Here is a 25,959-nt window from a genome sequence, read left to right as displayed (position 1 = left end):
GGTATAATAACTAAGTTAATAATAAAATTTAGGAGGAATTTTTATGTTTGAGCTTCAAAATAAGCTTAAAAATGAATTTGGTATAAAATTTGCTGATGAAGAATTGTTAAAAATAGCTTTTACTCACTCGAGCTACACGAATGAAGAACGCCTCCCAAAGGTTGCAAACAATGAACGTTTGGAGTTTTTGGGAGACGTCGCTCTGTCTTTAATCATCTCAGAATATCTTTATCGTACTTATCCAGATAAACTTGAAGGTGAATTATCGAAGATGCGTTCTAGCATTGTCCGCACAGAATCTTTGGCTAATTTTTCGCGTCAGTGTGAGTTTGGACGTTTTCTACGTTTAGGTAATGGTGAGGAAAAAACAGGCGGACGTAATCGTGATACCAACCTAGAAAATCTCTTTGAAGCTTTTCTAGGTGCTCTTTTCTTAGATGCAGGTATGGAAGAAGTTCGTCGATTTATAAATCGAGTGGTTATTCCGCATGTAAAAGCTGACGATTATTTTAAAGTCATTGACTATAAAACAAACCTGCAAGAGGTTCTGCAAGTTGATGGTGAGACGATCATCGAATATAAAATTTTAGAAGAAACAGGCCCAGCACACGCGCGTGAATTCGTCGCTGCAGTTTATAATAATGGAAAAGAGCTTGGACGTGGGCGAGGTAAATCAAAGAAAGTTGCTGAACAAAAAGCAGCGGAAAATGCAATAAAAGGTCAGATTCATGTATCTTAAAAAAATGGAAATTGTCGGCTTTAAGTCTTTTGCTGACCGCACGAAAATTGAATTTGACCAAGGCGTTACAGCTGTTGTTGGACCCAATGGTTCCGGTAAGTCAAATATAGTTGAAGCACTACGCTGGGCTTTAGGAGAGCAATCAGCTAAGTCACTTCGTGGCGGGAAAATGCCGGATGTTATTTTTTCAGGTACAGCAAAGCGTAAGGCACTAAACTATACTGAAGTTATTGTAACTTTTGATAATGCAGACCAGTATCTTACAGGTTATGAAGAAGACGTGGAAGTAACTATTACACGTCGCCTATATCGCAATGGTGATTCGGAATTTTTGATTAATGGGCGTAAGTGCCGCTTGAAAGATATTCATGAACTTTTCACAGATACAGGGTTGGGGCGTGATTCTCTTTCGATTATTTCCCAAGGGCGTATCGAATCAGTCTTTAATTCGAAAGCAGAAGAACGTCGAGCAATTTTTGAAGAAGCAGCTGGTGTTTTGAAGTACAAGACGCGGCGTGCTGAAACAGAGAGCAAACTACAGACCACACAAGATAATCTCGATCGTCTCGAAGATATTATCTTTGAGCTTAATGGTCAATTAACACCATTGCGTGCCCAACGTGATGTTGCTTTGCGTTTTCAAGATTTAGAGGCACAACGCTCTGAGCTTGCTCTTTCTGTTTTGGTGGCTCAACTTCTTGAGGAGAAGGAAAAGTATGAACAAGCGAAAGATGACTTAAATGCAGTAAAAACTGAGCTTAGTACTTTAAAAAGTCAACAAGAAAGCTACGAAGAGCAGCTAACTAATCTTAAAAAAGCGCGTTTGAAAGTAGAACAAGAGCAAGAGAAAGTCCAACAAGACAGCTTGTCCTTAACAGAACTTAAGTCTGATTTACAACATAAAATAGAAGTTTTCGATCTGCAAAAGTCCTCTTCTCAAAAATCAGCTGCAGAACGTCAAGAGCGTATTGAAGAACTTGATGTTAAATTACAGGAAGTTTCGCAACAGAAAGAAACTTCAGAAAAGAAAAAAGCGGAACTCAAAGATAAAGAGAAGGCAGCCCAAGAACAACTTGAGCAGTTAGAAAAAGAATTGGAACGTTTTGCTGAAAGTCCAGAAACTTTAGCAGAGCGACTTCGCGAAGACTATTTGCAATTGGTGCAACAAGAGGCAGAGTTTTCTAATCAATTAACTAAAAATAAGGCTGAATATGAAAATATTTCACGTCGCCTAGTGGAATCTGATGAAAACGCAAAAGAAAACACAGAAAAGTTTCAAACGATTTCTGCTGATCTTACAAAAGCAGAAACTGCGTTAGGCGCGCTCACTCAAACTGCTCAAGAACTTGAAAAGGAACTGCAAGAAAAGAGCGCGACAGAAGCAAAATATGTTGAAGCAGAGCGTCAAGGTCAAAATGTGATGTACGATCAGATGCAACAGCTTAGCAAGTACAAGGCCAATCTTGCAAGCATGGAAAATATTCGTGACAGTCACAGTAACCTGTATCAGGGTGTACGGGCTGTTATGACACAAAGTGCTGCACTTGGTGGCATTGTTGGCGTTGTTGCCGACCTTTTAACTTTTGATAAAAAATACACCACAGCTATCGATATTGCCTTAGGTGGTGGCAGTCAAAATATTGTGGTAGAAGATGAAAACTCAGCCAAAAAAGCTATCGCTTATTTAAGAGAAAAACGCTTGGGTCGTGCAACATTTCTCCCGCTCACAACAATTAAGCCGCGGGAGTTTCGAAATTACGAACGTCTTGTGACAATGGAGGGGTTCATTGATACTGCTTTAAATTTGGTTAATTTTGAACCACGATTGCAAAGAGCAATGTCAAGTTTGTTGGCAACTACCGCCATTGTTGATACAGCCGAACATGCAAGTCAAATAGCACGTACAATGAACTACACTATTCGTATCGTCACCTTGGATGGTACGCAGATTAATCCGGGTGGTTCTTACTCTGGTGGTGCAGCAAAACGTAACAATACAACTTTTACCAGCACAGAAATTGATCATCTGACTGAAGTTATCGCTTTAGCAGAAAGTAAGTTAAAAGCAGTCGAAGACAAATTACAAAAGCAACAGCTTTCACGTCAAACTTTGAGTGGTCAACTTGAAGCTTTACGTTCCAATATTCAAGAAAAACGCCTTGCGGAACAAAGCTTACAGTTGCAGATTAAGCAATTATCAGAACAAAAAGCAAATCTGCAAGCTTTGGTTGCGGATACCGAAAATACGGAAGCGCACCAAGCACTGCAAGAATTATCAAAGAATAACGAAAAGCTGATACAGCAGCTGTCTAAAATTGCTGAGGACAAACAATCCTTAGATGATCAACTTGAAGAAGTTAAATCTAACAGTCAAAGTTTCAATGCTCTTAAAGAACAAAAAAATAGTGCTTATCATGAAACGAAATTACTCCTGTCCAGTCTAAAAAATGAATTACGTTTTGCTCAAACAGAGCAAGAGCGCTTAAGGCAAGAATATGAAGCTTTAGGTACTGAAAAAGCTAAGTTGCAAGCAATTGGAGAAGCTCAGACCGATGAAGCAAGTCGTAATCTTTATGCTCACCAATTGAAGGAGGCTGAGGCTAAACTTCAAGAAGCTAATGTGAAGTTAGTGAGCTTACGCTTTGAGAGGGACGATCTTCAAGCTCAAGCAGAAGAATTTGAAGAGCAAAATCGGGACCTATTGGAACAAAATCAAGTACTAAATAATCAAAAAGCGCGTTTGGAAGTAAGGATTGAACAATCAGAAAAGCTCTTGAAAAATCGTCAAACCACACTCTTTACTGAGTATGAAATGAGTTTCGATGAAGCTAAAATGAAGGCTAAAACCCTTGAAAATCTTTCTGAATCAGAGCAACAGCTCAGTCTTTTAGAACGCCAAATCCGTGCGCTTGGTCCGATTAATTTGGATGCTATCACTCAGTATGAGGAAGTATATCAACGTCACGAATTTTTGAGTGGCCAACGGGATGACCTCTTGGAAGCTAAAAATATGCTACTCGAAACGATTCAAGAGATGAATGAAGAGGTAGAAATCCGCTTTAAGACAACATTTGAACAAATTAGAGAAAGTTTCCAACTAACCTTTTCACAAATGTTTGCCGGAGGAGAAGCTAATCTTGAGTTAACCAGCACTAATCTATTGGAAGCTGGCGTCGAAATCAAAGTACAACCTCCAGGTAAAAAATTAGCCAGCTTGAATCTCATGTCTGGAGGAGAAAAAGCCTTAACTGCTCTGGCATTAATTTTTGCTATTTTACGAGTTAGAACGGTTCCATTTGTGGTCTTGGATGAGGTAGAAGCAGCATTAGATGAAGCGAATGTTAAACGTTTCGGAGATTACATGAATCACTTTGATAACTCCAACCAATTTATTGTTGTCACACATCGTCGTGGGACAATGGCAGCAGCAGGTACCATGTATGGTGTCACAATGGCTGATGCAGGGGTTTCTAAGGTCGTTTCTGTACGATTAGAGGATGAAGTTTAAACAGGTCAGCCATATAAAGCTTAAGCTTAGCTCAAGGCTCATTTGTTAGAATTATTCCCAATGTAAAAAAAGGAATTTAATCTTGTGCAAATAAAAAATAAATTGAGGTTTACCTTGAAAAAATTACTTAATAGTTTTAATACACGACTAGGTTTAGTATGCTGGTCGACCTTCTTTATTTGGGTCAAAACCATGATTGCTTACTTTTCTGTCTTTAAGGGTTTGAACTCTTCTAATCTTGCAGATTATCTATTGGTTATTGTGAATCCCATAGGCTTTACAGCAATCTTCTTTAGCTTAATACTGTTTATTAAAAGAAAGCAGCTTTTCTATCTAGGTATGCTATTAATGAACTTGATTGGAAACTTGTTAGTCTACGGAAATATCCTTTACTATCGTGAGTTTTCAGACTTTCTTACGCTTAACACCTTAACGGGGGGAGCAGGGATGGTCGGAAAAGGTTTCGACTTAGGTTCAATCGCTATTTCTTGGGTGGACATCGTGTTCTGGATTGACATTATTGTTATTCTTGTGCTTTTTCTTACCAAGAAGATTAGAATGGATGAGCGTCGTCCTACGAATATTTTTGCCTTTAAGGTTTTCAGTGCCTCTGTCATGATTTTTGGCTTAAACTTTTGGATGGCGGATCTCACTGAGCATCGTTTAGTTTCACGACAAGCACAATACGATGCCACTTATGTTGTCCGTTATTTGGGCTTAGGCCCATGGTTAGCGACCAATAGCTGGTATACTCATGTGTCCAACGAAACTCGAGCTATGGCTTCTAAAACAGACTTTACAAAAGTTCAAAAATACATTCAAGAAGATCGCTATCTTGCGCCAAATGCCAAGATGTTTGGGATTGCGAAAAACCGTAACGTTATTGTGATTCACCTTGAATCACTGCAACAAGATGTCATTAATATGAAGGTAAACGGTGAAGAAGTTACTCCCTTCTTGAATTCACTTTATAACAATAATCCTTCTGTTTATTCTTTCTCAAATTTCTTTAACCAAGTTGGGCAAGGAAAAACTTCTGATGCAGAAACCATGCTTGAAACTTCAACGTTTGGTTTATCATCTGGTTCACTCTTCTCAAGTCTAGGAAGTACACAAACTTTCCAAGCTATGCCAGCCATTCTGCAACAAAAAGAAGGCTATTCAAGTGCGGTTTTTCATGGGAATGTTGGCTCATTTTATAGTCGTAATAACGTTTATCGTAATATGGGTTATCAAAACTTCTTTGACCAATCTTTCTATGATCTCACGCCAACGAACTCTACTGCTTGGGGCGTTAAAGATAAATATTTCTTTAACGATTCAATTCCATATCTTGAGCAGTTACAGCAACCTTTTTATGCGAAATATTTGACGGTTACAAATCATACGCCTTATACAGGTCTTGAAGATTATGAGATGAACCCAAAACTTTTAGAAGGTGGTTCAGGGAACTCAGTCGTTGACAATTATTTTGTTACCGCTAATTATCTGGATTCATCGGTTAAAGATTTCTTTGATTACTTGAAAAAATCTGGACTTTATGAAAAATCCGTTATTGTTCTTTACGGTGATCACTACGGAATTTCTGGTTCAGATACAAAATACTATGCCCCATTCATTGGTAAAAGTGCAGATAACTGGACAGAGTATGATAATACAATGATGCAACGTACACCGTTCATGATTGATATTCCTGGTCAAACATCTGGACACATCAGTGATGAATTTATTGGTGAAATCGATGTTATGCCAACCTTGGAGCACTTGCTTGGTATTTCAACAAAAGATTATATCCAGTTTGGACAAGATGTCTTTGCACCAAAACGTGAACAATTCGTTGCACTTCGAAATCGTGGTTTCGTCACACCAACAATCACCAAATCAAGTGCGACAAGTTCGGTTTACCATGACACAAAGACCGGAGAAGTTCTGAAGTTAACGGAAAGTCAACAGAAGTATGTGGATAGCATCCAAGAAAAAGTTAATAAAATGTTAGACATGTCAGATACCTTCAATACGGAAGATCTCCTTCGTTTCTACACTCCGCCTGGGTTTAAGCCGGTACAGCCGGGTAACTATAGTTACAATGTCACTTCAACAAGGAATCGTTTGAAAGAAGAACAAGATGTCTTGAAAGCACGTTCTACATCTCTTCTTTCCGAAAACCAAGGAGTATCTACAGTTGATCTCTTTAACGATCCGGTCTTGGCAGCGAAAAAAGCTCAAGAAGAAGCTGAAGCAGCAGCAAAAGCAAAAGATAAAGAAAAAGAAGATGCAAAAAATGCACCTTCCACCAGCAAAAAAGATGAGAAAGGAAAGTAATATTTTATGAAATCAGGATATTTTCAGCCTTTAAGTAATATTTATAAAATAGCCTGGATGTGGTGGGTTATTCTCCTTTCTTTCCAACAAGTTCTTTTCTATGAAAACAATCTTCGAATGAATTGGTTTCAAATAACTATTCTTGTCTTTCTGGTTCTCGCTTTCTATTTCTTAGTGAGACAACGTCGCTTTTTTGCAGCAGAAAATGCACTGCATTTTTCTCGTGATTTTCGTTTAGGTATGCTTGAAATTGACTTCAATTATATGAGCTCAGTAAAACTTACGCCAAGAACGCTTCGTTTTATCTATATAGGAAAAGAATATCATTTTGTTGTATTGGGAAAATCCAATCAACTACTACAAAACGTTTTAAAGGAAAATAATGTTGAATACACTACATCAACACTTAAAAGATCCGCGAAAGTGTAAGATCTTTTGGTCACTTATCTTTGGCCTCATCTGGCTTGGAACAAATATCTATGTAATCATGGAAACACCTGTTTGGAATGAAAAGTACATCACAGCTTTTATCCTCGGGAATATCTGTATGTTTATCGCAGCAGCTTACATGGTTTTCGTTTATCGATCAGTTAAGAAAATCGACACACTTACAGAAAGTAAAATCCAACATTACTATAAAATGTCAATGTGGATTTTAGGGCTTGCAGTATTGCTTGTGCCTTTTTTCTTTATTATTCATGTGCCTGACACAGCACATGACTGGGATTTCTTTGTAATATTTAGAGATACCATGCAGCTTGGTGGTCGTTCATTTACACATCTTCCAATGACTGAAGATGAACTTCTCTATTTTTTACGTTATCCCAATAATCAGTTTTTCGGTATTGTCTATAACACTCTTTTTGCTCCTTTCACAACCAACTTATCGAGAATCATTGCGACAACTGTAGTAGCAGCAATTCTGACAAGTCTTTCTGTTCTAGGTGGTTCATTAATCATTAAAAAGATTTCTAATCTTAAAATGGCTTTGATTTACAATTTAGTTGCTTTTGGTTTTATACCCTTCTATCTTTATGGAGCACAGCTCTACACAGATACAGCAACCTTACCTTTTGTCATCTTTGGCTTACTCTTTATGATTTATGCACTTCAGTCAGAGAAGACCAGCAAGATGATTATCTGGTGGATAGCAGCATGCCTTGTTGTATTCTTTGGCTATAGTATTAAACCTACTGTTTTCATCCCAATGATTGCTGTCTTTTGTTTCCTTGTACTTAACCGTAAATGGAAAAAACTGCTCATTATGGTTCCTGTAGCAGCATTACTTTTTGTGGGTGTGCATCAAGGTGTTAAGGCAGTTATCGCAAATGAACCAGCTTTCTCAGAACAAGCTAATGACCGTTACAATTTGCCGATGATTCATTGGGTAACAATGTCTTTTGATCCTATCAATAAGTATGGAGGCTTCAATCCTGATGTCTTAGCCTACTCTCAATCATTTACAGATGTAGCATCAAAGAAAGAAGGGATAAAGCATCGTTTTATTGAAAATCTCAAGGAAATGGGTGTTCCAGGTGTTCTGGTTCAATTGTGGCGTAAAATCATGTATACGTGGTTTAACGGTGATTTGAGTAATTTCTTCTATACATATCGTCATTCTAATCCCTTTATATTCCGTTATTTTGACTGGACCAGCTTTGCGCCAGAAGAAGGGAATATTACGGGCTGGTTGTTGATTAAAGCAGCACAAACACTCTATTGGTTAGCCATCGTCCCCTTGATGTGGTATGAAATCTTCCTAGGTATTTTCAAGAAGCATAAAACAGAATGGTTCATTGTCGGACTTTCAATGGCAGGTTTGACAGGCTTCTTATTACTTTGGGAAGCTAATTCACGTTACCTTTATAACTTTGCACCAATAATGCTTATTCTAGCAACCATGGGCTTGGTAGACTTTATTCAACGCAGTAGGAGGAAAAATGGAATTTCTGAATAAAAGCATGTATCGTATTCTGCTTTGGCTCTTTATTGCAGCCCTAGCTATTATGGCTGTGCAACCTTTTACGGATGCTGGTTTTGTCGAACCTATTTCGGTTGTGTTGTGTGCTGGTTTGCTCTTTTTCATCCTCCGTTTTGCCTATAGAAAATTTCAAAATATGAATAAAAAAGGCTTGAAAATATTTATTTTCGCCTTTTTTGCAGTTTTTCTTCTCTTACAGATTTTATCTGTGACTCAAATTCATACGATGGTTTTCGGAGACCCCTGGCATATTCAAGCACAAGCCACACGAATTATGCAAGGAGATATGGTTTGGGATGTTTGGATTAGGCAATATCCTAACCTCGTGCCTCTGGTAGCTTTGAATGTTGGATTTATGAAGCTTGCAGAAGTACTCCATATCTCTTACTACTTCGTCTTTTATGCTTTTAATATCCTTATCAATACAAGTATTTGGGTATTGCTGGTTCGCTTCCTATGGAAAAAAAGACCAGATTTAGCAACCTTTGTGGCCCTTCTGATGCTTATGCTTCCAATGAATTATGACTTCTTATTGAGGGTAGGATATTCAGATGGATTTGCGATTTTAGTTTTATTGATTGTTGCACTGCGTTTTGATAAGGCTCAACGTACAAGTTCATTCGGTATTTGGCAATTTGTCAGTACGGCAATCTTATTTACTCTTGGTTTCCTTGCGCGCCCCAATGTGATTATTATTCTGATTGCTTTAGCAATTTTAGGCTTAGTGGCCTTTAGTCAACGAAAAAAATATAAAAAATTATGGCTTTCAATAGTTAAGCTCATTTTAGCTTCTTGTGTTGGTATTGTTTTGGCCATGGGAGTAACTCGTGGTTTAGCAAGTGCTATGCAATATGACTTAAAAGGACCAGATGTTTTTCCAACAGTAAACTGGATTTATGAGGGCTTAAATACAGAATCAATGGGCGAATGGACACCTGTTGATCGTGACTATACACTAAACCACTTTGGTTTTGAAACGGCCAAAGAAGCTAATATTGCTGGAATCAAAGAGCGTTTAGTACATTTAGGAAAAAATCCATGGATGATTCCAATACTCTTATTGGCGAAGTTTGGGCAACTTTGGTCTTGTGGAACTTTTGCAACGGCTACGGATTATCAGCTTTTTTCTGGGTATTACAATTGGACGAAAGCTCCAGGTTGGGTCATTGATAATATTGGTGCTATTAATATCTTTATCTCAACTTATGCTAAAGCATTGATGACCGTATTCCTCTTTGCCATTGTTTACCGCCTTTGGAAGACAAAAAAAGAGGAGATATCAGTTTTTTCTCTAGCAATTTTAACAACGATGGGAATTACACTCTTTCATACTTTACTTTGGGAAGTTAAACCTCGTTACCAATTCATGACCTTTGCTTTAATCATTCTTGCGGCTGCACTCAGCTTTGATAAAATTTTTTCGGAAAAAACTGTCTTTAGACCTGAAAAAGGGCGAAGCAAGCTCTTGAAGATAGCTTATCCAATTATGGCTTTGTTGTCTTTAGGGCTGATGCTAACATTGATGCAAAAACAACCAAAACAAGCAATTGTCGTGAACGCGCAGCAACATTCGGTTAATCACTTTGGTTATAGCAAAGGCAGTATCGACTTAGGAGCAGGGAAAAGTATTTCTCAAGCATTTGATTTAACTACATCAGCCAATCGTATTGATTTCAACTCTTACGCGAATATGGAAATGAAATTGATTCTTGAGAAAAAAGAAGCTGAGCAATGGAAAGAAGTTGGTGAAACCCCAATTCTGGCAGAAGATGCGATGACTGTTTTGAAGACGGAAATGCCAGTTGGTCATTATCGTCTGCGAGTAGAAAACATTCAAAAAGTTCCTGTTACGTTGGCCTTAATGACCAATACAGAAAATCTAGACTATCCGCATCTGATTGAGCTGTCCAACAGCAAGTACGCTTCTTTTGGTTTCTCTATTTCACAAAATGAGCCAAAAACAAAATTCTCCTTAGGACTGATTCTCACCTTTGCGGTTATTTATATCTTAGGATATTTTGTAATTTTGACTGTGGTAAAAAATAATGATTAAATTCTTTCTGAAAAAAATTATTCTGCCCTGCTTGGTTGCAGTGGCAGCTTTTGTTATCGTCGATCATAATGCACGATTTTATCATGAACCTTTGGGGATTATTGAAGACGTAAAAACCGTGGAAAAGACAGCTTTAAGTGATAACTTCAATAATAAAGATACAGAAGTGCAGCAAAATCTTAAAGTTAGGCTGCTCAATACTAGGCAAAAAAATCAGGTTTTAAATCTAAAAAATATCTCTAATCAGTCCCAACTTACTGGACAGCTTTATCGTAAAAATCAAAAGATTTTATTGCGTGAAAGTGCGGGAACGATGCAGATCGTTGGCCAGAAACGAGATGCATTGATTGTGAGTTTAGCTGTTCTTTTTATCGGACTAACCTTAAGCTTTATTCGATGGCGTGCAACACTCTTCCTTACGTTGTCCTTGCTACTTAACCTTTTATACTTTGTTTTAGCACTTGCTTTTGATATTCAGTTTACTTCTGTAAATGCGCTTATCACTTTTTCTTGCTTAGCATTGGTCTTTGCGATCAGCTCACTAGGTTTTGTTTTAGGATTTACACGGCAAATGTTATTTACGCTATTCACCACAGTTCTCACTAGCCTTTTGACATTTCTGCTGACCTTTTCTGTTTTAAAACTTACAGGTAATTCAGGTATTCATTTTGAAATGATGAATTATGTGACTCAAAACCCGATTTTATTCTTTTTCGTAGGTGCAATCATCAGTGTCTTAGGTGCAATTATGGATGGTACTGGAGATATCGTTGCTGGTTTATTTGGACTTTATCGTCAAAATCAGCTTAATGAAATAAACATGTCTCAAAAAGACTATATTAAGTCCGGCATGGAAATTGGAAAAGAGATTATTGGGACTTTAACAAATGTGCTCTTTATGATTTTTATGGCAGAAACGATTCCCATGACTTTGCTCTTGCTAAGAAATGGGAACACATGGAATTATATTGCAGGAACTGCTCTTAATCTTGGACTTTTACAAACCATTATCTCTGCGATCGGTATCGTACTTGCAGTTCCGATTACGGCTGTAGTGACAAGTTTTGGACTAAGAAAGGAAGCAAGAAATGAATAGTTTAATTGTTCTCTTTATTATTTTGACTGGCTTACTGATTTTAGTTTCGGGTGTTGAAGGTATAAGAAATCTCATCGGACTAGGGCTTAATTTCATTTTGATTTTTGCAATGATAACCTTGCTTTCTTTGGGAATGAACACATTTGTTCTCTTAAGTGTTGTTTCAGTACTCATTTTGGCAATTGCCATATATATGTCTTCTGATGATAATATGGTAACAAACATTTCTTTTAAAACAAGTCTCATTGTTGTATTTTCTCTTCTCATTTTGGCTGTGCTTGTACAGTATGTCGGTAACCTACAAGGTTTTGCAATCGAAGATACAGAGGAGTTAGAGGAATTATCCCTTGCAATAGGGTTAAATTTTTCTAACGTTGCAATTGTGGTCATGGTTATTTCAATGTTGGGTGCAGTTGCAGAAGCAGCTATGGCTTTGGTTGCTAGTTTATCTGAAGTTGTAGAACAAGATGAGCAGATGACATTGCTGCAGTTTAAGGAACAACGCTTTATAATTTCACAGCAAATTCTAGGAACTGCTGTAAATACACTCTTTTTTGGTTTGTTAGGATCATCTCTAAGCCTTATTCTTTGGTTTGTTCGGCTACATTATAGCTTTGCTGAGATAATAAACTCTAAATTACTTATGGCAGATATGGCATCAATGCTTTTAGGAATGCTTGGAATTCTCTTTGCTATTTGGCTCTCGGGATATTTTGTTGAAAAAGAATTTGAAAAAATGGAAAGCGAAGTAAAACAATAACTTTTTAGTTATTGTTTTTGGGGAAGTGAATTTTAAATTAATCTTTTTGTAATTTAAAAGAAAACAAAGAAATTATGTTGCAAACTATTAAACTTTTTGATATATTATACATATGAATAAAAATATATTAGATGGGATTGCGGATCGTTTACACATTAAAGGTCTGAACCCGTTACTTTCACTAATGGTTTGGGAGTTACTTTTATTATTAGTTTTGCTTCTTGTCATTCTACTCGTCATCTCAATGAATTAAAAACAATGGATCAAGCGATTGTTTGCTTTTTAATATACTTTTATTTATATAATTTTTTGAGAAAACAGGTGTCACGGCTGACCAAGGGGCTGAAATTATTATTTTTATTTTAATCACGACAGTATAAAACCATATTCATAAGTGAATATGGTTTATTTTTTATATTACTTTTCTAATGCGGCGATCTTTGCCTCAAGAGCTTTGATTTCCTTTTCTAATGCCTCTTTTTGCTGGGGATCTGAGGCAGCATGAAGCTCTTTCTTCATTTCTTCTAAAGATTGTTTATGATATGTGACGAGCTCTTTTTTCTTATCTGTTATTTTTTCTAAAAGCTTGTTTTTATCTTCTTCATTAAGTGGGGTGTAAGCTGGAAGTTTTTCATTTTGGAAATAATCAGCTAATAAACTCATTGGTGTAGTGTCTTTATCTTTCATGAGTTTCATTTTCCATGATGAATCATAATTATCCAATAATAAACCTGCGAAAGCACCAATATCATATGATTCTTCTACATTTCCAGTAGAACTGCCGTATCCTTTAGTTTGCTTCCCTAAGGTTTGGATTGCATGAGTGATATCCTTATCGGTGCTAAGTTGATCTGGGAAGTAGGTATATAAAGCCGTCATAATTTCCATATATTGTGCAGAACCTTCAGTACGATCCCAATAGTGTGCATTATCAAAGTCAGTTTTATGCTTTGTTTTATATTCATTATATGTTGCGATGGCTTGCAAAACTAAGGTCTTATCCTTTGGATGAGTAACAGCCTTCATCAAGTTTTGAATTAATTGGTAACGTATAATACGTGCTTCGGTTTGTCCTAGATGTTGGTCTTTTTCTGAACCTATCTTAGCAATCTCTGTTTCTGATAGTTTATTCCATTTTGTTTGTTCAAATATATGGAAATTCTCATGTAAGACAAAGACCAAAGCGTCGTATGATCCTAAGTGTGGATAGCGATTCCATATCTCTTTATTTTTGAGTGCAGCGCTATCTAGTGAAAAATACATTCCACCACCTTCAAGAGTTTTTCCCTCAAGGCTATATTGAGCATCTACACCAAACTTATCAAACTGCTTGCCATAATACCCCCAAGTCCCCGGTGCTTCAGAGCGTTCAACATTCAGCTCCTTAGCTTCTTTTTCGGAAAAATCACTGATTTGTCCATCTGGATTTATTTTCCACATTTTTTTACTTTCTGTATCTTCTAAAACTACAGGAATGCCAGTTACGGCATTTTTGGGCCAAATTTTTTCAGCGACTTGATTATATTTTTTTAATTGCTGAGCAAATAGCGGTAAAAAATCTTTCACTGTTTCAGGTTGGTTTTTACTGGAGATAAAATTAAAGGAGGAGGCGTTTTCTTTAGATTGATTTGTTTTTTCTTTTGAAGTATCTGTCGTCTTGCTATCCCCACTTGCACAGCCCACGAGAACTGTACCCATTGTGAGGGATAAAATGGAAGTAAGAACAAAGAGTTTTTTTGTCATAGTTGTTTCCTTTACTAAAACTGAGGTGGCTTTTGCCACAGTCTAATTACTTGGTTAACTCTCTTTAGAGAGTTCTTGATGGAAAATGGTTTAATGTTACTGTTTTTCTAGAGTTTTATGACTTTTCCTCCTCTCTTCTGAAGTACCTAGAGAGCTAAAATCTCAAGGAAAATACTTCAAAAATTTTCCTGTTAAAGCTCATAAAACCTTCCTTATTTCTTATACGTAAAAAGAATATGCCTTTCACTCTTTTAATTTCTGGTCTAAAAAAATGCATCTTAGGGAGCAATTATCGTAGGGCAGAGTATGTTATAATATAAACATGACAAATGATGTAAAATTGATCGCTTTAGATCTTGATGGAACACTGCTGAACAGTGCAAAAGAGATTTCTGCTCCAAATATTGAAGCAATCCAAAAAGCACGTCAGAACGGTGTAGAAGTAGTTTTAACAACTGGCCGCCCTCTTGCAGCAATTCAACCTTTTTTGAAAACATTGAAGATGCTAGATTTCAATGACTTTAGTATTACCTTTAATGGTGGGTTAGTGCAACGTAATACAGGGGAAATTCTTTCAAAGAAAGTATTGACTTATGATGATGTTCGCCTCATCAAGCAGGAAACTCAAGCTTTGGAAATTCCATGTGATGTTTTAAGTGATGACATTGTCTATGTCACGGAGAGTGCACGACAATCTCAATATGGCTTTATCAACAGCCTTTTGGAATTTCACCCCGTAAAATTTGAAGAGCTTGCTCCTGATGCAATTTATAATAAGATTGTTTCTTGTACAGATGCGGCTTTTCTGGATGCACAGATTCCTAAATTTCCCAAAACATTATTTGACCAGTTTGAAATTTTTAAAACACGTGATATTTTGTTAGAATTCATGCCTAAAGGAATAAACAAGGCCTTTGGTTTATCAAAACTGATTGAACAATTGGATATCACACCTGAGAATGTTATGGCGATGGGTGATGAAGAAAATGATTTAAGCATGATTTCATGGGCTGGTTATGGTGTTGCAATGGGAAATGCTGTACCGACTGTGAAGAAGGAAGCCAATATTATTTCAAACTTTACGAATGACCAACATGCAGTTGCAGAAGTCATTCAAGAATATGTTTTGTAGGAGGAAATATGGGATTATTTGATCGTTTATTTGGTAAGAAAAAGGAAATCGAAGATGTTCCTGAAGAAGTTGTTGAAGTAAAAGAACAGCCAGAGGTTGAAGCAGGGGAAGTCGTAGATGAAGAAGTAGAAACTGAAGAACTTGTTCAGAGTGAGCCAGATGAAGAAGTTTTAATAGAAACGATGCCTGAAGTTGTAGCTGAATTTGCAGATGAACCTTCAGCTGAAGAAGCCGAAGAAAAAGAAGAATTCCAAGAAGAATCTGATATTCTAGAAGATGAAATTGAAGAGCTTGAAGCAGCTGAAGTCGAAGCAATTGCCTCAAAGGAAGAAGTCTTAGAAGAGAATGAAGTTGCAGTAGATTCACCAGCTCAAGAGGAAGAAACTACCAATATTGAAGAAAAATACGACAAGTCTTTAGAAAAAACACGTAAGACTTTTGGTCAACGTTTCAATGCCTTTTTAGCTAATTTCCGTTCTGTGGACGAAGAATTCTTTGAAGAGCTTGAAGAAACACTTATTATGTCAGACGTTGGTGTTGACTTAGCTTTAGAGGTTACAGAAGAGTTGCGAAACGAAGCTAAATTGGCAAATGCAAAATCACAAGAAGCATTACGGCAATTAATTGTTGAAAAAATTGTAGATAAGTTTGATGATGAAAAAGTACCGTCTGAGTTAAATATCCAAGATGAACTCACTGTTTTCCTTTTTGTTGGTGTAAATGGTGTAGGTAAGACAACAACAATCGGTAAACTTGCTCATCGTTATAAAAACGAAGGTAAAAAAGTCCTTCTTGCAGCTGCTGATACTTTCCGTGCTGGTGCGATTGATCAACTTGTGGAGTGGGGCAAACGCTCAGAGGTTCCTGTTGTCACGAAACCAGCAGGTTCAGATCCAGCCAGTGTAGTATTTGATGCTGTCGTAAAAGCAAAAGAAGAAAACTATGATATTCTTTTGATTGATACAGCTGGTCGTCTTCAAAACAAAGATAACTTGATGAAAGAACTGGAAAAAATAGGAAAAATTATCAAGCGTGAGTTGCCTGCTGCACCACATGAAGTGATTCTTGCTTTGGATGCAACAACAGGTCAAAATGCTATTCAACAAGCTAAAGAATTTAGCGCAGTAACACCGATTACGGGGATTGCTTTGACCAAGTTAGATGGTTCTGCAAAAGGGGGAATTGTTTTATCTATCGTTCAGAGCTTGAAAATTCCGGTAAAACTTGTCGGACTGGGCGAAGGGATTAATGATCTTACAGACTTTGATGAAGAATTCTTTGTACGTGGTTTATTTAAGGAGCTCATCTAGTAAAAAAAATGTCTATCTGTAAAAGATAGGCATTTTTTCAATTTTAGGATGAAAATGGTAAAGCCTCGCTTTAGGATAGTTTATCGGGACTTGAAAAAAAACACAATTCACGATAAAATGGAAAGGTCTAATTAGAGAACTGTTTTATATAGAAAGGCTATCATGTCGTATTCAAATTTGAAGTTATTTGCACTTTCATCTAACCAAAAGTTGGCTCATAAAGTTGCAAAAGAAATTGGTATCCAAGTTGGAAAATCACGCGTGCTCACTTATAATGATGGTGAAGTCGAAGTCAAAATCGATGAAAGTATCCGTGGAGAACACGTCTTTATCCTCCAATCAACAAGTGCCCCTGTTAATGAAAACTTAATGGAACTGTTGATTATGATGGATGCCTTAAAACGTGCCAGTGCTGCCTCAATCAATGTGGTAATGCCTTACTATGGTTATGCCCGTCAAGACCGTAAAGCACGTGCACGCGAACCAATCACATCAAAATTGGTCGCAAACATGCTTCAAATTGCTGGTGCAGACCGCTTGATTACCTTTGATTTGCATGCTGCTCAGATTCAAGGTTTCTTCAATATTCCTGTGGATCACCTTATGGGCTCACCATTGATTGCTGATTACTTCCGTCGTCACGGCTTTGCCAATGGCGATGATTTAGTAATCGTTTCTCCTGACCATGGTGGTGTGGGCCGTGCACGCAAGTTAGCGGCTTTCTTGAAAGCACCAATCGCAATCATTGATAAACGTCGTCCACGCGCCAACGTTGCTGAAATTATGAATATTATCGGTGATGTTAAAGGGAAGAAGTGTATCTTGATTGATGATATGATTGATACAGCTGGTACAATTACTTTGGCCGCAAATGCCTTGAAAGAGCTTGGTGCTACTGAAGTTTATGCTTCATGTACACATGCTGTTTTATCAGGTCCAGCTATTGAACGTATCGAAAGTTCAGGAATTAATAAGTTGGTAGTTTTGGATACTATTGAAATACCAGATGAACGTCGCAGTGATAAGATTGTTGAGATTTCAATCGCACCATTGCTTGCCGATGCCATCATCCGTATTCACGAGAAGCGTCCCTTGTCACCACTTTTCGAATTACACATCCCTACGGAAAATTAAGAGCAGAGTGACCTTTAGGTCACTTTTTTGAAAAATGGAAATAGAAAAGATAAAAAAACTTTACCGCAACGTGGAAGAAGCAGAGCTTAATCAACGAGAGCGTACTTTAATAGCCTTACTTTCAGAGCAGACTACTGACTTTTCGTCTTTACCTCTAGGACGTTTTCGTATCTTGCAATTTGCTGTTGCGGATTTTTCAGAACTTGTAGAAAATATAAAATTTATCTTACCTGATGTAATACGAGAAAATGCTGAAAAACAATTCGTTATTGAAGAATATACTGGGAATAATCTGAGTAAATCAGAGCTTACAGATAGTCTAAAAGTCTTGTCTCAAGATATGGGTGAGAAACTTCAATATTACCTCGGAAGCTTTGTGTCCAACGAAGAGCTCGAGCAAGTCTATCAAGAAGAAACACAGTTTTTTCAGCAAAAAGCCAGCTTTAGTGAGTCTATTCTGGCTCAGGGTCTCATGCATGTCGAAAGTTTATTATTGAATGACGTCAGACAAGAGCTTCTGCAAAGTCCGGAAGATAAGGAACTAGTGCGTGCCCTTTATACTACATATGGTAATCAAGCAGCTGCAGCAAAGCTGCTCTATGTTCATCGGAACACCTTACTCAATAAAGTAAAAAAATATGAACAGAAATATGGCTTACAACTTGTAGGCAGTGATTTAGTTTTAGCATTTAGTCTAATTGGTCATGAATAATTTTCTGCTCCAGATAAAAAGCAGCGATCTGCTTTTTTGATTTTTTTGATATAATAGAATTTGAGATTTGTAAATATAATTTATAAAAAACTTTAAGGAATGAAATATGGAATACAAACACATTGACATTGAAGCCAAGTGGCAAAAATACTGGGCGGACAATAACACTTTCCGTACAGGAACAGACAAAAACAAACCGAAATTTTATGCACTAGACATGTTTCCTTATCCATCAGGAGCAGGTCTTCACGTGGGGCATCCTGAAGGTTATACAGCAACAGATATTCTGAGCCGTTATAAACGGGCGCAAGGTTATAATGTCCTTCATCCAATGGGTTGGGATGCTTTTGGTTTGCCTGCCGAGCAGTACGCGATTGATACAGGTAATGATCCTGTCGAATTTACAGCTAAAAATATCGCTACTTTTAAACGTCAAATCAATAGTCTTGGTTTCAGCTATGACTGGGAACGTGAAGTAAATACAACAGATCCAGAATTTTATAAATGGACACAGTGGATTTTTACGAAGTTGTATGAAAAAGGTTTGGCCTATGAAGCTGAAGTAGCTGTCAACTGGGTTGAAGAATTAGGAACAGCTATCGCCAATGAAGAAGTCCTCCCTGATGGCACTTCGGAGCGTGGCGGCTATCCCGTTGTTCGCAAGCCGATGCGTCAATGGATGCTTAAGATTACAGCTTATGCGGAGCGTTTGCTTAATGATTTGGAAGAGCTCGACTGGCCAGAATCTATCAAAGAAATGCAACGCAATTGGATTGGTAAATCTGTCGGTGCAGATATCAACTTTAAAGTTGAGGGCACTGATGAAGAATTTACGGTTTTCACAACGCGTCCAGAAACGCTTTTTGGCTCAACATTTGCTGTTCTTGCACCAGAGCACCCATTAGTAGAAAAAATTACTACTGCTGAACAAGCTGATGCTGTAGAAGACTATAAACACCAAGCCAGCCTTAAGTCAGATTTGGCTCGTACAGACTTGGCAAAGGATAAGACTGGTGTTTGGACAGGTGCATACGCAATTAATCCAGTAAGTGGCAAAAAAATGCCTATCTGGATTGCTGATTATGTTCTTGCAAGCTACGGACATGGTGCCGTTATGGCAGTACCTGGACATGATGAACGAGATTGGGAATTCGCTAAAGTCTATGACTTAGAAATCGTTCCTGTTTTTGATGGTGGAAATGTTCAAGAAGCCTGCCATACAGAAGGTGGAAAAATTATAAATTCTGATTTCTTGAATGGTATGGAAAAGGAAGAAGCGATTGAAAAAATGGTCGCTTATCTGGAAGAAAAAGGTATCGGCTCTCGTAAAGTGACTTATCGTCTACGTGACTGGCTCTTTAGTCGTCAACGTTATTGGGGCGAGCCAATCCCAATTATTCATTGGGAAGATGGTACAACTACTGCTGTTCCAGAAGAAGAACTACCATTAGTTTTACCAAAAACTTCAAATATTAAACCGTCAGGTACTGGTGAATCACCTTTGGCGAATTTAACAGATTGGCTGACTGTGACACGCGAAGATGGTGTAAAAGGCCGTCGTGAAACAAATACAATGCCACAATGGGCCGGTTCGTCATGGTATTACTTGCGCTACATTGATCCTAAAAATAGCCAAGCTATTGCTGATCCAGAGCTGATTAAAGAATGGCTTCCTGTTGATATTTATGTCGGCGGAGCCGAACATGCGGTTCTTCACCTTCTCTATGCACGATTCTGGCATAAAGTTCTCTTTGACTTGGGTGTTGTTCCAACAAATGAACCCTTCCAAAAGCTTTTCAATCAAGGGATGATTTTGGGAACTTCATATCGCGATAGTCGCGGTGCTTTGGTTGCTACAGATAAGGTTGAAAAACGTGATGGCTCTTATTACAATGTTGAGACTGGCGAAGAGCTTGAGCAAGCTCCAGCTAAAATGTCTAAATCATTGAAAAATGTGGTTAATCCCGATGATGTCGTTAAACGTTACGGAGCCGATACTTTACGTGTTTATGAAATGTTCATGGGACCTTTAGATGCAAGTATTCCTTGGTCAGAAGAAGGACTGGAAGGTGCACGTAAATTCTTGGATCGTGTGGTTCGTTTGCTCAGCAATAGCACAATCACTGAAGAAAATGATGGTAGCCTAGATAAAGTTTATAATGAAACAGTTAAAAACGTTACCGAGCGCTTGGATCACATGTTGTTTAATACAGCAATTTCTCAATTGATGATCTTTGTAAATGCAGCCAATAAGTCTAAAACATTACCGCTTGAATATGCGAAGGGCTTTGTTCAACTTTTAGCTCCATTTGCACCTCACCTTGCAGAAGAACTCTGGGTTGAACTCGGTAATGAGGCAGGTATTTCGTATGTTGCGTGGCCATCATTTGATGAAAGCAAACTTGTTGAAGATGAAATAGAAATTGTCGTTCAAATCAACGGTAAGTTAAAAGCTAAAGTCATGATTGAAAAAGATTTACCAAAAGACCAACTTGAAAAAGTAGCTTTAGAAGCAGTCGAAGTGGAAGGAAATATCGTTAAAGTTATCGCAATTCCGAATAAATTGGTAAATATTGTTGTTAAATAATCTAAAAAGAGCGAGCAAATTTCGCTCTTTTTCTGTTCATTACCAAACATTAAAGCAAAAAATCAGGATTTCGTCGTCTTTTTTGCTACAATATGAATAGTTTTTGCTGTCAGATATGTACAGTAAAAGATTGAGCAATAGAAAGAAGAAACAATGCCTTTTTATACAACAAATGATGGAGTTCAGATCAATTATCATAGCTATGGAGCAACAGAAAATCAAGCAATCGTTTTTATTAACGGCTATTCTGCGAGTGAAGTTACTTGGGCTTTTCAAGTCGATTATTTTGTTGCTGCAGGTTATCGTGTAGTCACTTATGATCACCGGAGTCATGGACAAAGCCAAGAAGTAGATTATGGGATGACCTTACATCGTTTGGCGACTGATTTAGAAGAGTTGATGAATGCTCTGCAACTTTCTCTACCTGTATTGGTTGGACACTCGATGGGAGCAGCGACCATTATGGCATATGAAGAGCTTTTTACAGACGGAAAGTTAACAGCAATCGTAACAGAGGATCAAGCACCTACATTTATGAGAGCACCGGACTGGTTAGATGGACAAACAGGTAAAACTCTTGGTGAATTATCTGATTTTATTAAAGATTTTCCGCGCACAAAATTAACTCATCGTCAATTGACAGATCAAGTAAAACGTGTGTTAGGTAAAGGGATGTTGCCCTTTAATTTTCAAAAGCACCAAGCCTTGCTTCAAAATGTGATTACGCAAGATTGGCGTCAGAATCTTATGCGCGAAACGGTTCCCCATTTGTTCTTTGCTGGTGGGTGTTCGCCTATTTTTCCTCCAGAACATGCTCAGGCAGCACGGAACCTACAACATAACGCACAATCAGAGGTAAGTATTTTTGCAGATTGTGGTCATATTCTTCATGTGGAAAATATTGAGGCTTTTAACCAAAAACTCCTTAATTTTATTCAAAAAGTCCAAGAAAAAAAGAGTTAGAAATAACTCTTTTTTATTTTTCGTGAGGAGTGAGAGAAAGTTTACTTTCCTTAGCCTCTAAATACTCCATAAAAATAATTTTAAGTAAGGCTGCGACAGGTACAGCGACGAACATGCCTAATATACCAAAATAAGCGCCGCCAATCGAGATAGAGATAATAACGATAATGGGGTTAACATTCAAAGCACCACTCATTAGTTTTGGTCCGATGATATTTCCATCAATTTGCTGAAGGATGATGAGCATAATAATCGTAACAAGCCCTGCTTCCCAACCGCCGGTAAAAAAAGCGATAATCATTGCGACAATCGAAGCAAAAATTGAACCAAAATAAGGAATCATGTTGCAAATACCAATAAGCAAACCTAAGGCCACTGAGAAGGGATTATGAGCAACGCTCGTTATGTGGAGGATAAATAGTAAGAACGTGGATGAAATCCACATGATGCATGCATCAATGAATTGTGTGGAAATAAATTTATAGAAGATAATATCTGTTTGGCGAAGATAATATTTTATTGCTTGGAGATGCTCCTGCTTAGCAGAAATCTTCCCAAAGCGGGAGAGAATCTGTAAGATACTTTCTTTATATAACAAAAGATAAATTGAAATGATAATGCCAACAACAATACGGAAAAGCTGTGAAGCAAGTGTGAAAGTAAAAGTACTCAGAGATTCAATGCCGCTGGTAATGTAGCGTGCGGCGTCTTGTGCACTAAACGCATTGACAAAAGAGCGAATAGAGTCTTCGATTTGTAAGAAATTATCTAACTCTTGAAATTGATTACTGCTGAGCCATTGATAAATATTTTGGTAAATCGTAGGTAATAAGCGTAGAAACTCGAGTAAGTTACGAACCACAATGGGAAAGAGATAATAAATAACAAAAAAGAGGAGAAGTAAGAAAATCATATAAGTGACAAAAATACTAAATTTTCTTGCATGATGTTGGATAAATTTTACATTCAAACGTCTAAAAAGCAAGCTAAGTTTATGAATAGGTTTATCTAAAAAGTATGCAACGATTGCTCCGAGAAACAGAGGTGAGAGAATTTGTAAAAAATTGCCAATGCTTTTTGTAATAGGGGTAATGTTTGAAATGACATTAAAAAGTAAGAAAAGCACAACGAAAAAAAGTAGTCCGTTAAGCCAAAGGTTCCAGTTGATTTTTATTTTTCCCATGGGCGAGATGTCCTTTCGGGTAACTTGATATAAAGTAGTTCCTTTTATTGTAATATCATTAGAAAACTCTGTCAATTATTTTAAGAAAAAACCACAGAAAATTTCTGTAGTTTGGACAAAAATAGGATAACTATTTATTGGTGACGATAGTCAACAATTTCAATATGTGGGGCTATCTTTTCGCCATCGCCCATAATCTCAATCAAATGATTGGCCGTAACACGGACACGCATATTTTCATCAAAATACATCATACCCCAAGCCTTGCAGTAGAAATCACCTAAAGGTGAGCTGATTTTCCCATCAAAAACTTTAGGAACTTCTCCTTTATTAACGGCAACAATACGATAACGTGTAATGCCACAACAGCTGCTTGGGAGTGTCTCATTACTTAAAGTATGATCAAAGTCTAAGACAAAGTCAGCAGGCTCATCTTCAATAAGCGCTAATAGGCGCTTGGTGATAGTATCATCAAATGTAAGCTTCATAAAATTATTGTACTACATAGCTAGGGGAATATGCAGCAATTCAGCTTGAAAAAAGAAGCTAGGTACTCTTATAAAATTTTTAATTTTGACTTTAAAAACAGGATAGGGTATGTATAAATTCGTCAACTAACTTTTATTTGTCCGCTTACTTAGTAGAAGCACAATGTCGGACTTTACAAAGCAGCATGAAAGCGATATAATGTTAGATGGAAATTTTTTTCATTATTATATTACTAGTAGGAGACCGATTTTAAATGACTAAGAAAAAAATCGTAGTCATCGGTGGTGGTGTTGCTGGGGTTCATGCAACACGTGAGCTTTCGAAAAAGCTTAAAGCGAATGCTGACATCACTTTGATTGACAAACACAGTTATCATACATCTATGACGCAACTTCATGAAGTTGCAGCAGGACGTGTGCCATTCACAACAGTTCAATATGACTTCCAAAAACTTTTGGGAAAACGTAAAAATGTGAGCCTTGTAACTGATGCTGTTGTCAGTCTTGATAAAGATAACAAAAAGGTTATCACTGAACAAGGAAGCTACGACTATGACTATGTTGTAGTTGCTCTTGGTGGTGAACCTAACGACTTTGGGGTACCTGGTGTTAAAGAACATGGTTTTACTCTTTGGTCACTCGAAGATGCTATGCGTATCAAACGTCAACTTGAAACTGTTGTTCAATATGGTTCAACAGAAGTTGACGATGAAAAACGCCGTGCACTTTTGACTATCTCTGTTGCAGGCTCAGGTTTCACAGGGATTGAAATGGCTGGTGAATTGATTGACTGGCGTAAGAAGGTTTCAACAGATTGGAAAATTCCTGAGGAAGAAATCACAATCAACGTTGTTGAAATGATGCCAACAATCTTGAATACATTGGACCGCAAACAAGCAGACCGTGCACATGCATATCTTGAAAAGAAAAATGTCAATGTATTGACAAATCACGGTATCGTTGAAGTTGCAGAAGATCACATCAAAGTAAATGTTGGTGGACGAGACGAAGAAAAAGTTTCAAAAGAAATCCCAACACACACATTGATTTGGACTACAGGTGTTCAAGGGAATACAGCAGCACAGACTAATCTTAACGAAACAGAACGTGGACATCGTCTCCAAGCCAATGAATTTATGGAAGCAGTTGGTTTTGAAGATAAAGGTATCTATGTAGCCGGAGATGTATCAGGTTATATCGAACCTGATACAGGTCGTCCAACACCACAAATCGTTGAAGCGGCAGAGCAAACAGCGCACACAGCAGCTTCAAATATCATCGCAGATATTAACGGTGGAAGCAAACATAAACACGAAAGCAAATACCAAGGAACAATGGTTTCTATCGGTTCAACTTGGGGTGTTGCTAAAGTCGGAAACATGCGTTTGACAGGTTTCTGGGCAATGTTGATGAAAAACATTGTTTACTTTATCTACACATTGCAAATCCGTTCCGCTCATTATTTCTGGCGTTATGCTTTGGATGAAGTTTTCCGTACAAAAGATGATCGTAACTTCATGCGTGGTCACACTTCACGTTTAGGTAACGTACTCTGGGCTGTGCCACTTCGTATCTTCTATGGTCTTGTTTGGTTGACAGAAGCAATGAAGAAAATTGTTGGTGAAGGTCAATTCTTTAATCCTACAACTTGGTTTGGTAAAGGTTCTTGGTTCACAGACGATCTTAAATTCCCATTTGCTTGGTTGCAAGAAGTACCTAAACATGCAGATGCTGCTGCTGGCGCAACAGGTGAAGCTGCAACTAAAGCTGCAGATGCTGCTGCTGGTGCAACTGGCGCTGCTGCTAGTGGTGGAGCAGAAGCTGCACACAAAGCGACAGAATGGGGTCTCTCATATGCTTATGGTACAGAGCCAATGCCAGTACTTGAAAAAGTACCACATTGGATGGAACCTATCTTTAAGTTCATGATTCCAAATCGTGATGTTGCATTGTTCATGCAAAAATTCATGTCTATCGTTGAAGTTTTACTTGCTCTTGCTATTATCTTTGGTCTCTTTACTTGGATTGCATCAGCTGTAACTGCAGCATTGACAGTGATGTTCGCACTATCTGGTATGTTCTTCTGGGTAAACATCTGGTTTATTCCAGTAGCAATTGCCTTAATGAACGGTTCAGGCCGCGCATTTGGTTTAGATAAATGGGTTCAACCTTGGATTCAAAAAATACTTACCCAAGTATGGTATGGTAAATCTCGTTCAATTTATAAAGGACGTTAATTAAAAAATAG

The 25,959-nt window shown here is 37.6% G+C and carries 19 protein-coding genes; 15 read left to right on the top strand and 4 right to left on the bottom strand.

Annotated features, from left to right (window positions below):
* Positions 1-43 precede the first annotated feature (43 nt).
* The 8 genes from rnc (at position 44) to lgb_RS06625 (ending at position 12,459) form a co-directional block, all read left to right on the top strand.
* On the top strand, positions 44-739 hold the full coding sequence (rnc, locus tag lgb_RS06660) for a ribonuclease III (protein WP_004256199.1): 696 nt from the start codon (positions 44-46) through the stop codon (positions 737-739).
* Entirely contained in the window at positions 729-4,247 is a 3,519-nt protein-coding gene (gene smc / locus lgb_RS06655) for a chromosome segregation protein SMC (protein ID WP_019293684.1), read from the top strand. The genes rnc and smc overlap by 11 nt, the downstream gene beginning before the upstream one ends.
* Before the next feature lie 84 nt (positions 4,248-4,331).
* A complete protein-coding gene (locus lgb_RS06650) occupies positions 4,332-6,569 on the top strand; it encodes an LTA synthase family protein (RefSeq protein ID WP_019293683.1) in 2,238 nt (745 codons plus the stop codon).
* A gap of 6 nt (positions 6,570-6,575) precedes the next feature.
* Positions 6,576-6,998, top strand: coding sequence for an EbsA family protein (locus tag lgb_RS06645; protein WP_004256207.1), 423 nt, complete (start codon positions 6,576-6,578; stop codon positions 6,996-6,998).
* Complete coding sequence (locus lgb_RS06640; RefSeq protein ID WP_019293682.1) at positions 6,952-8,526, top strand: ArnT family glycosyltransferase; 1,575 nt, start codon at positions 6,952-6,954, stop codon at positions 8,524-8,526. Before lgb_RS06645 ends, lgb_RS06640 begins: the two co-directional genes overlap by 47 nt.
* On the top strand, positions 8,510-10,603 hold the full coding sequence (locus tag lgb_RS06635) for a hypothetical protein (protein WP_019293681.1): 2,094 nt from the start codon (positions 8,510-8,512) through the stop codon (positions 10,601-10,603). The genes lgb_RS06640 and lgb_RS06635 overlap by 17 nt, the downstream gene beginning before the upstream one ends.
* Positions 10,596-11,699: a YibE/F family protein gene (locus lgb_RS06630; protein WP_004256215.1), complete on the top strand. Its 1,104-nt coding sequence runs from the start codon at positions 10,596-10,598 to the stop codon at positions 11,697-11,699. The genes lgb_RS06635 and lgb_RS06630 overlap by 8 nt, the downstream gene beginning before the upstream one ends.
* Positions 11,692-12,459 carry a YibE/F family protein gene (locus lgb_RS06625; RefSeq protein ID WP_019293680.1) on the top strand — a complete coding sequence of 256 codons (768 nt, stop codon included), beginning with the start codon at positions 11,692-11,694 and terminating at the stop codon, positions 12,457-12,459. Before lgb_RS06630 ends, lgb_RS06625 begins: the two co-directional genes overlap by 8 nt.
* A gap of 241 nt (positions 12,460-12,700) precedes the next feature.
* On the opposite strand, the gene lgb_RS10275 is transcribed toward lgb_RS06625, so the two are convergent.
* Together lgb_RS10275 and lgb_RS06620 are read right to left on the bottom strand one after the other, a co-directional pair.
* Positions 12,701-12,829, bottom strand: a complete 129-nt coding sequence (locus lgb_RS10275; protein WP_267134663.1) for a hypothetical protein — start codon at positions 12,827-12,829, stop codon at positions 12,701-12,703.
* A gap of 47 nt (positions 12,830-12,876) precedes the next feature.
* Complete coding sequence (locus lgb_RS06620; RefSeq protein ID WP_019293679.1) at positions 12,877-14,202, bottom strand: hypothetical protein; 1,326 nt, start codon at positions 14,200-14,202, stop codon at positions 12,877-12,879.
* Between the two features lie 322 nt (positions 14,203-14,524).
* Between lgb_RS06620 and lgb_RS06615 the strand changes: the two genes are divergently transcribed.
* The 6 genes from lgb_RS06615 (at position 14,525) to lgb_RS06590 (ending at position 22,040) form a co-directional block, all read left to right on the top strand.
* Positions 14,525-15,334 (top strand): Cof-type HAD-IIB family hydrolase, encoded by an 810-nt coding sequence (locus lgb_RS06615; protein ID WP_004256220.1) that lies wholly within the window; start codon positions 14,525-14,527, stop codon positions 15,332-15,334.
* Positions 15,335-15,342: 8 nt separating this feature from the next.
* Positions 15,343-16,644, top strand: a complete 1,302-nt coding sequence (gene ftsY / locus lgb_RS06610; RefSeq protein ID WP_019293678.1) for a signal recognition particle-docking protein FtsY — start codon at positions 15,343-15,345, stop codon at positions 16,642-16,644.
* Positions 16,645-16,806: 162 nt separating this feature from the next.
* Positions 16,807-17,778, top strand: a complete 972-nt coding sequence (locus lgb_RS06605) for a ribose-phosphate diphosphokinase (protein ID WP_004256224.1) — start codon at positions 16,807-16,809, stop codon at positions 17,776-17,778.
* A 34-nt stretch (positions 17,779-17,812) separates the two neighbouring features.
* A complete protein-coding gene (locus lgb_RS06600) occupies positions 17,813-18,490 on the top strand; it encodes a helix-turn-helix domain-containing protein (RefSeq protein ID WP_019293844.1) in 678 nt (225 codons plus the stop codon).
* A gap of 106 nt (positions 18,491-18,596) precedes the next feature.
* Positions 18,597-21,077, top strand: a complete 2,481-nt coding sequence (gene leuS, locus lgb_RS06595; RefSeq protein WP_019293843.1) for a leucine--tRNA ligase — start codon at positions 18,597-18,599, stop codon at positions 21,075-21,077.
* A 153-nt stretch (positions 21,078-21,230) separates the two neighbouring features.
* A complete protein-coding gene (locus tag lgb_RS06590; RefSeq protein WP_019293842.1) occupies positions 21,231-22,040 on the top strand; it encodes an alpha/beta fold hydrolase in 810 nt (269 codons plus the stop codon).
* Positions 22,041-22,053: 13 nt separating this feature from the next.
* Here the strand turns inward: lgb_RS06590 and lgb_RS06585 are convergent, their stop codons facing one another.
* Both lgb_RS06585 and lgb_RS06580 read right to left on the bottom strand, forming a co-directional pair.
* Complete coding sequence (locus lgb_RS06585; RefSeq protein WP_019293841.1) at positions 22,054-23,223, bottom strand: AI-2E family transporter; 1,170 nt, start codon at positions 23,221-23,223, stop codon at positions 22,054-22,056.
* A gap of 134 nt (positions 23,224-23,357) precedes the next feature.
* Positions 23,358-23,711 carry an iron-sulfur cluster biosynthesis family protein gene (locus tag lgb_RS06580; RefSeq protein WP_019293840.1) on the bottom strand — a complete coding sequence of 118 codons (354 nt, stop codon included), beginning with the start codon at positions 23,709-23,711 and terminating at the stop codon, positions 23,358-23,360.
* 254 nt (positions 23,712-23,965) lie between these two features.
* On the opposite strand from lgb_RS06580, the gene lgb_RS06575 reads away from it, so the two are divergent.
* The gene (locus tag lgb_RS06575; RefSeq protein ID WP_019293839.1) at positions 23,966-25,948 is read left to right on the top strand and encodes an FAD-dependent oxidoreductase; all 1,983 of its coding nucleotides are present in this window, start codon (positions 23,966-23,968) and stop codon (positions 25,946-25,948) included.
* Positions 25,949-25,959: the final 11 nt, after the last annotated feature.

Origin of the sequence: Lactococcus petauri (assembly GCF_023499275.1) — a bacterium.
In the GTDB taxonomy this organism is placed as follows: domain Bacteria; phylum Bacillota; class Bacilli; order Lactobacillales; family Streptococcaceae; genus Lactococcus; species Lactococcus petauri.
The sequence above is the reverse complement of the archived record's forward strand: the minus strand, read 5'-3'. Positions and strand labels throughout refer to the sequence as shown.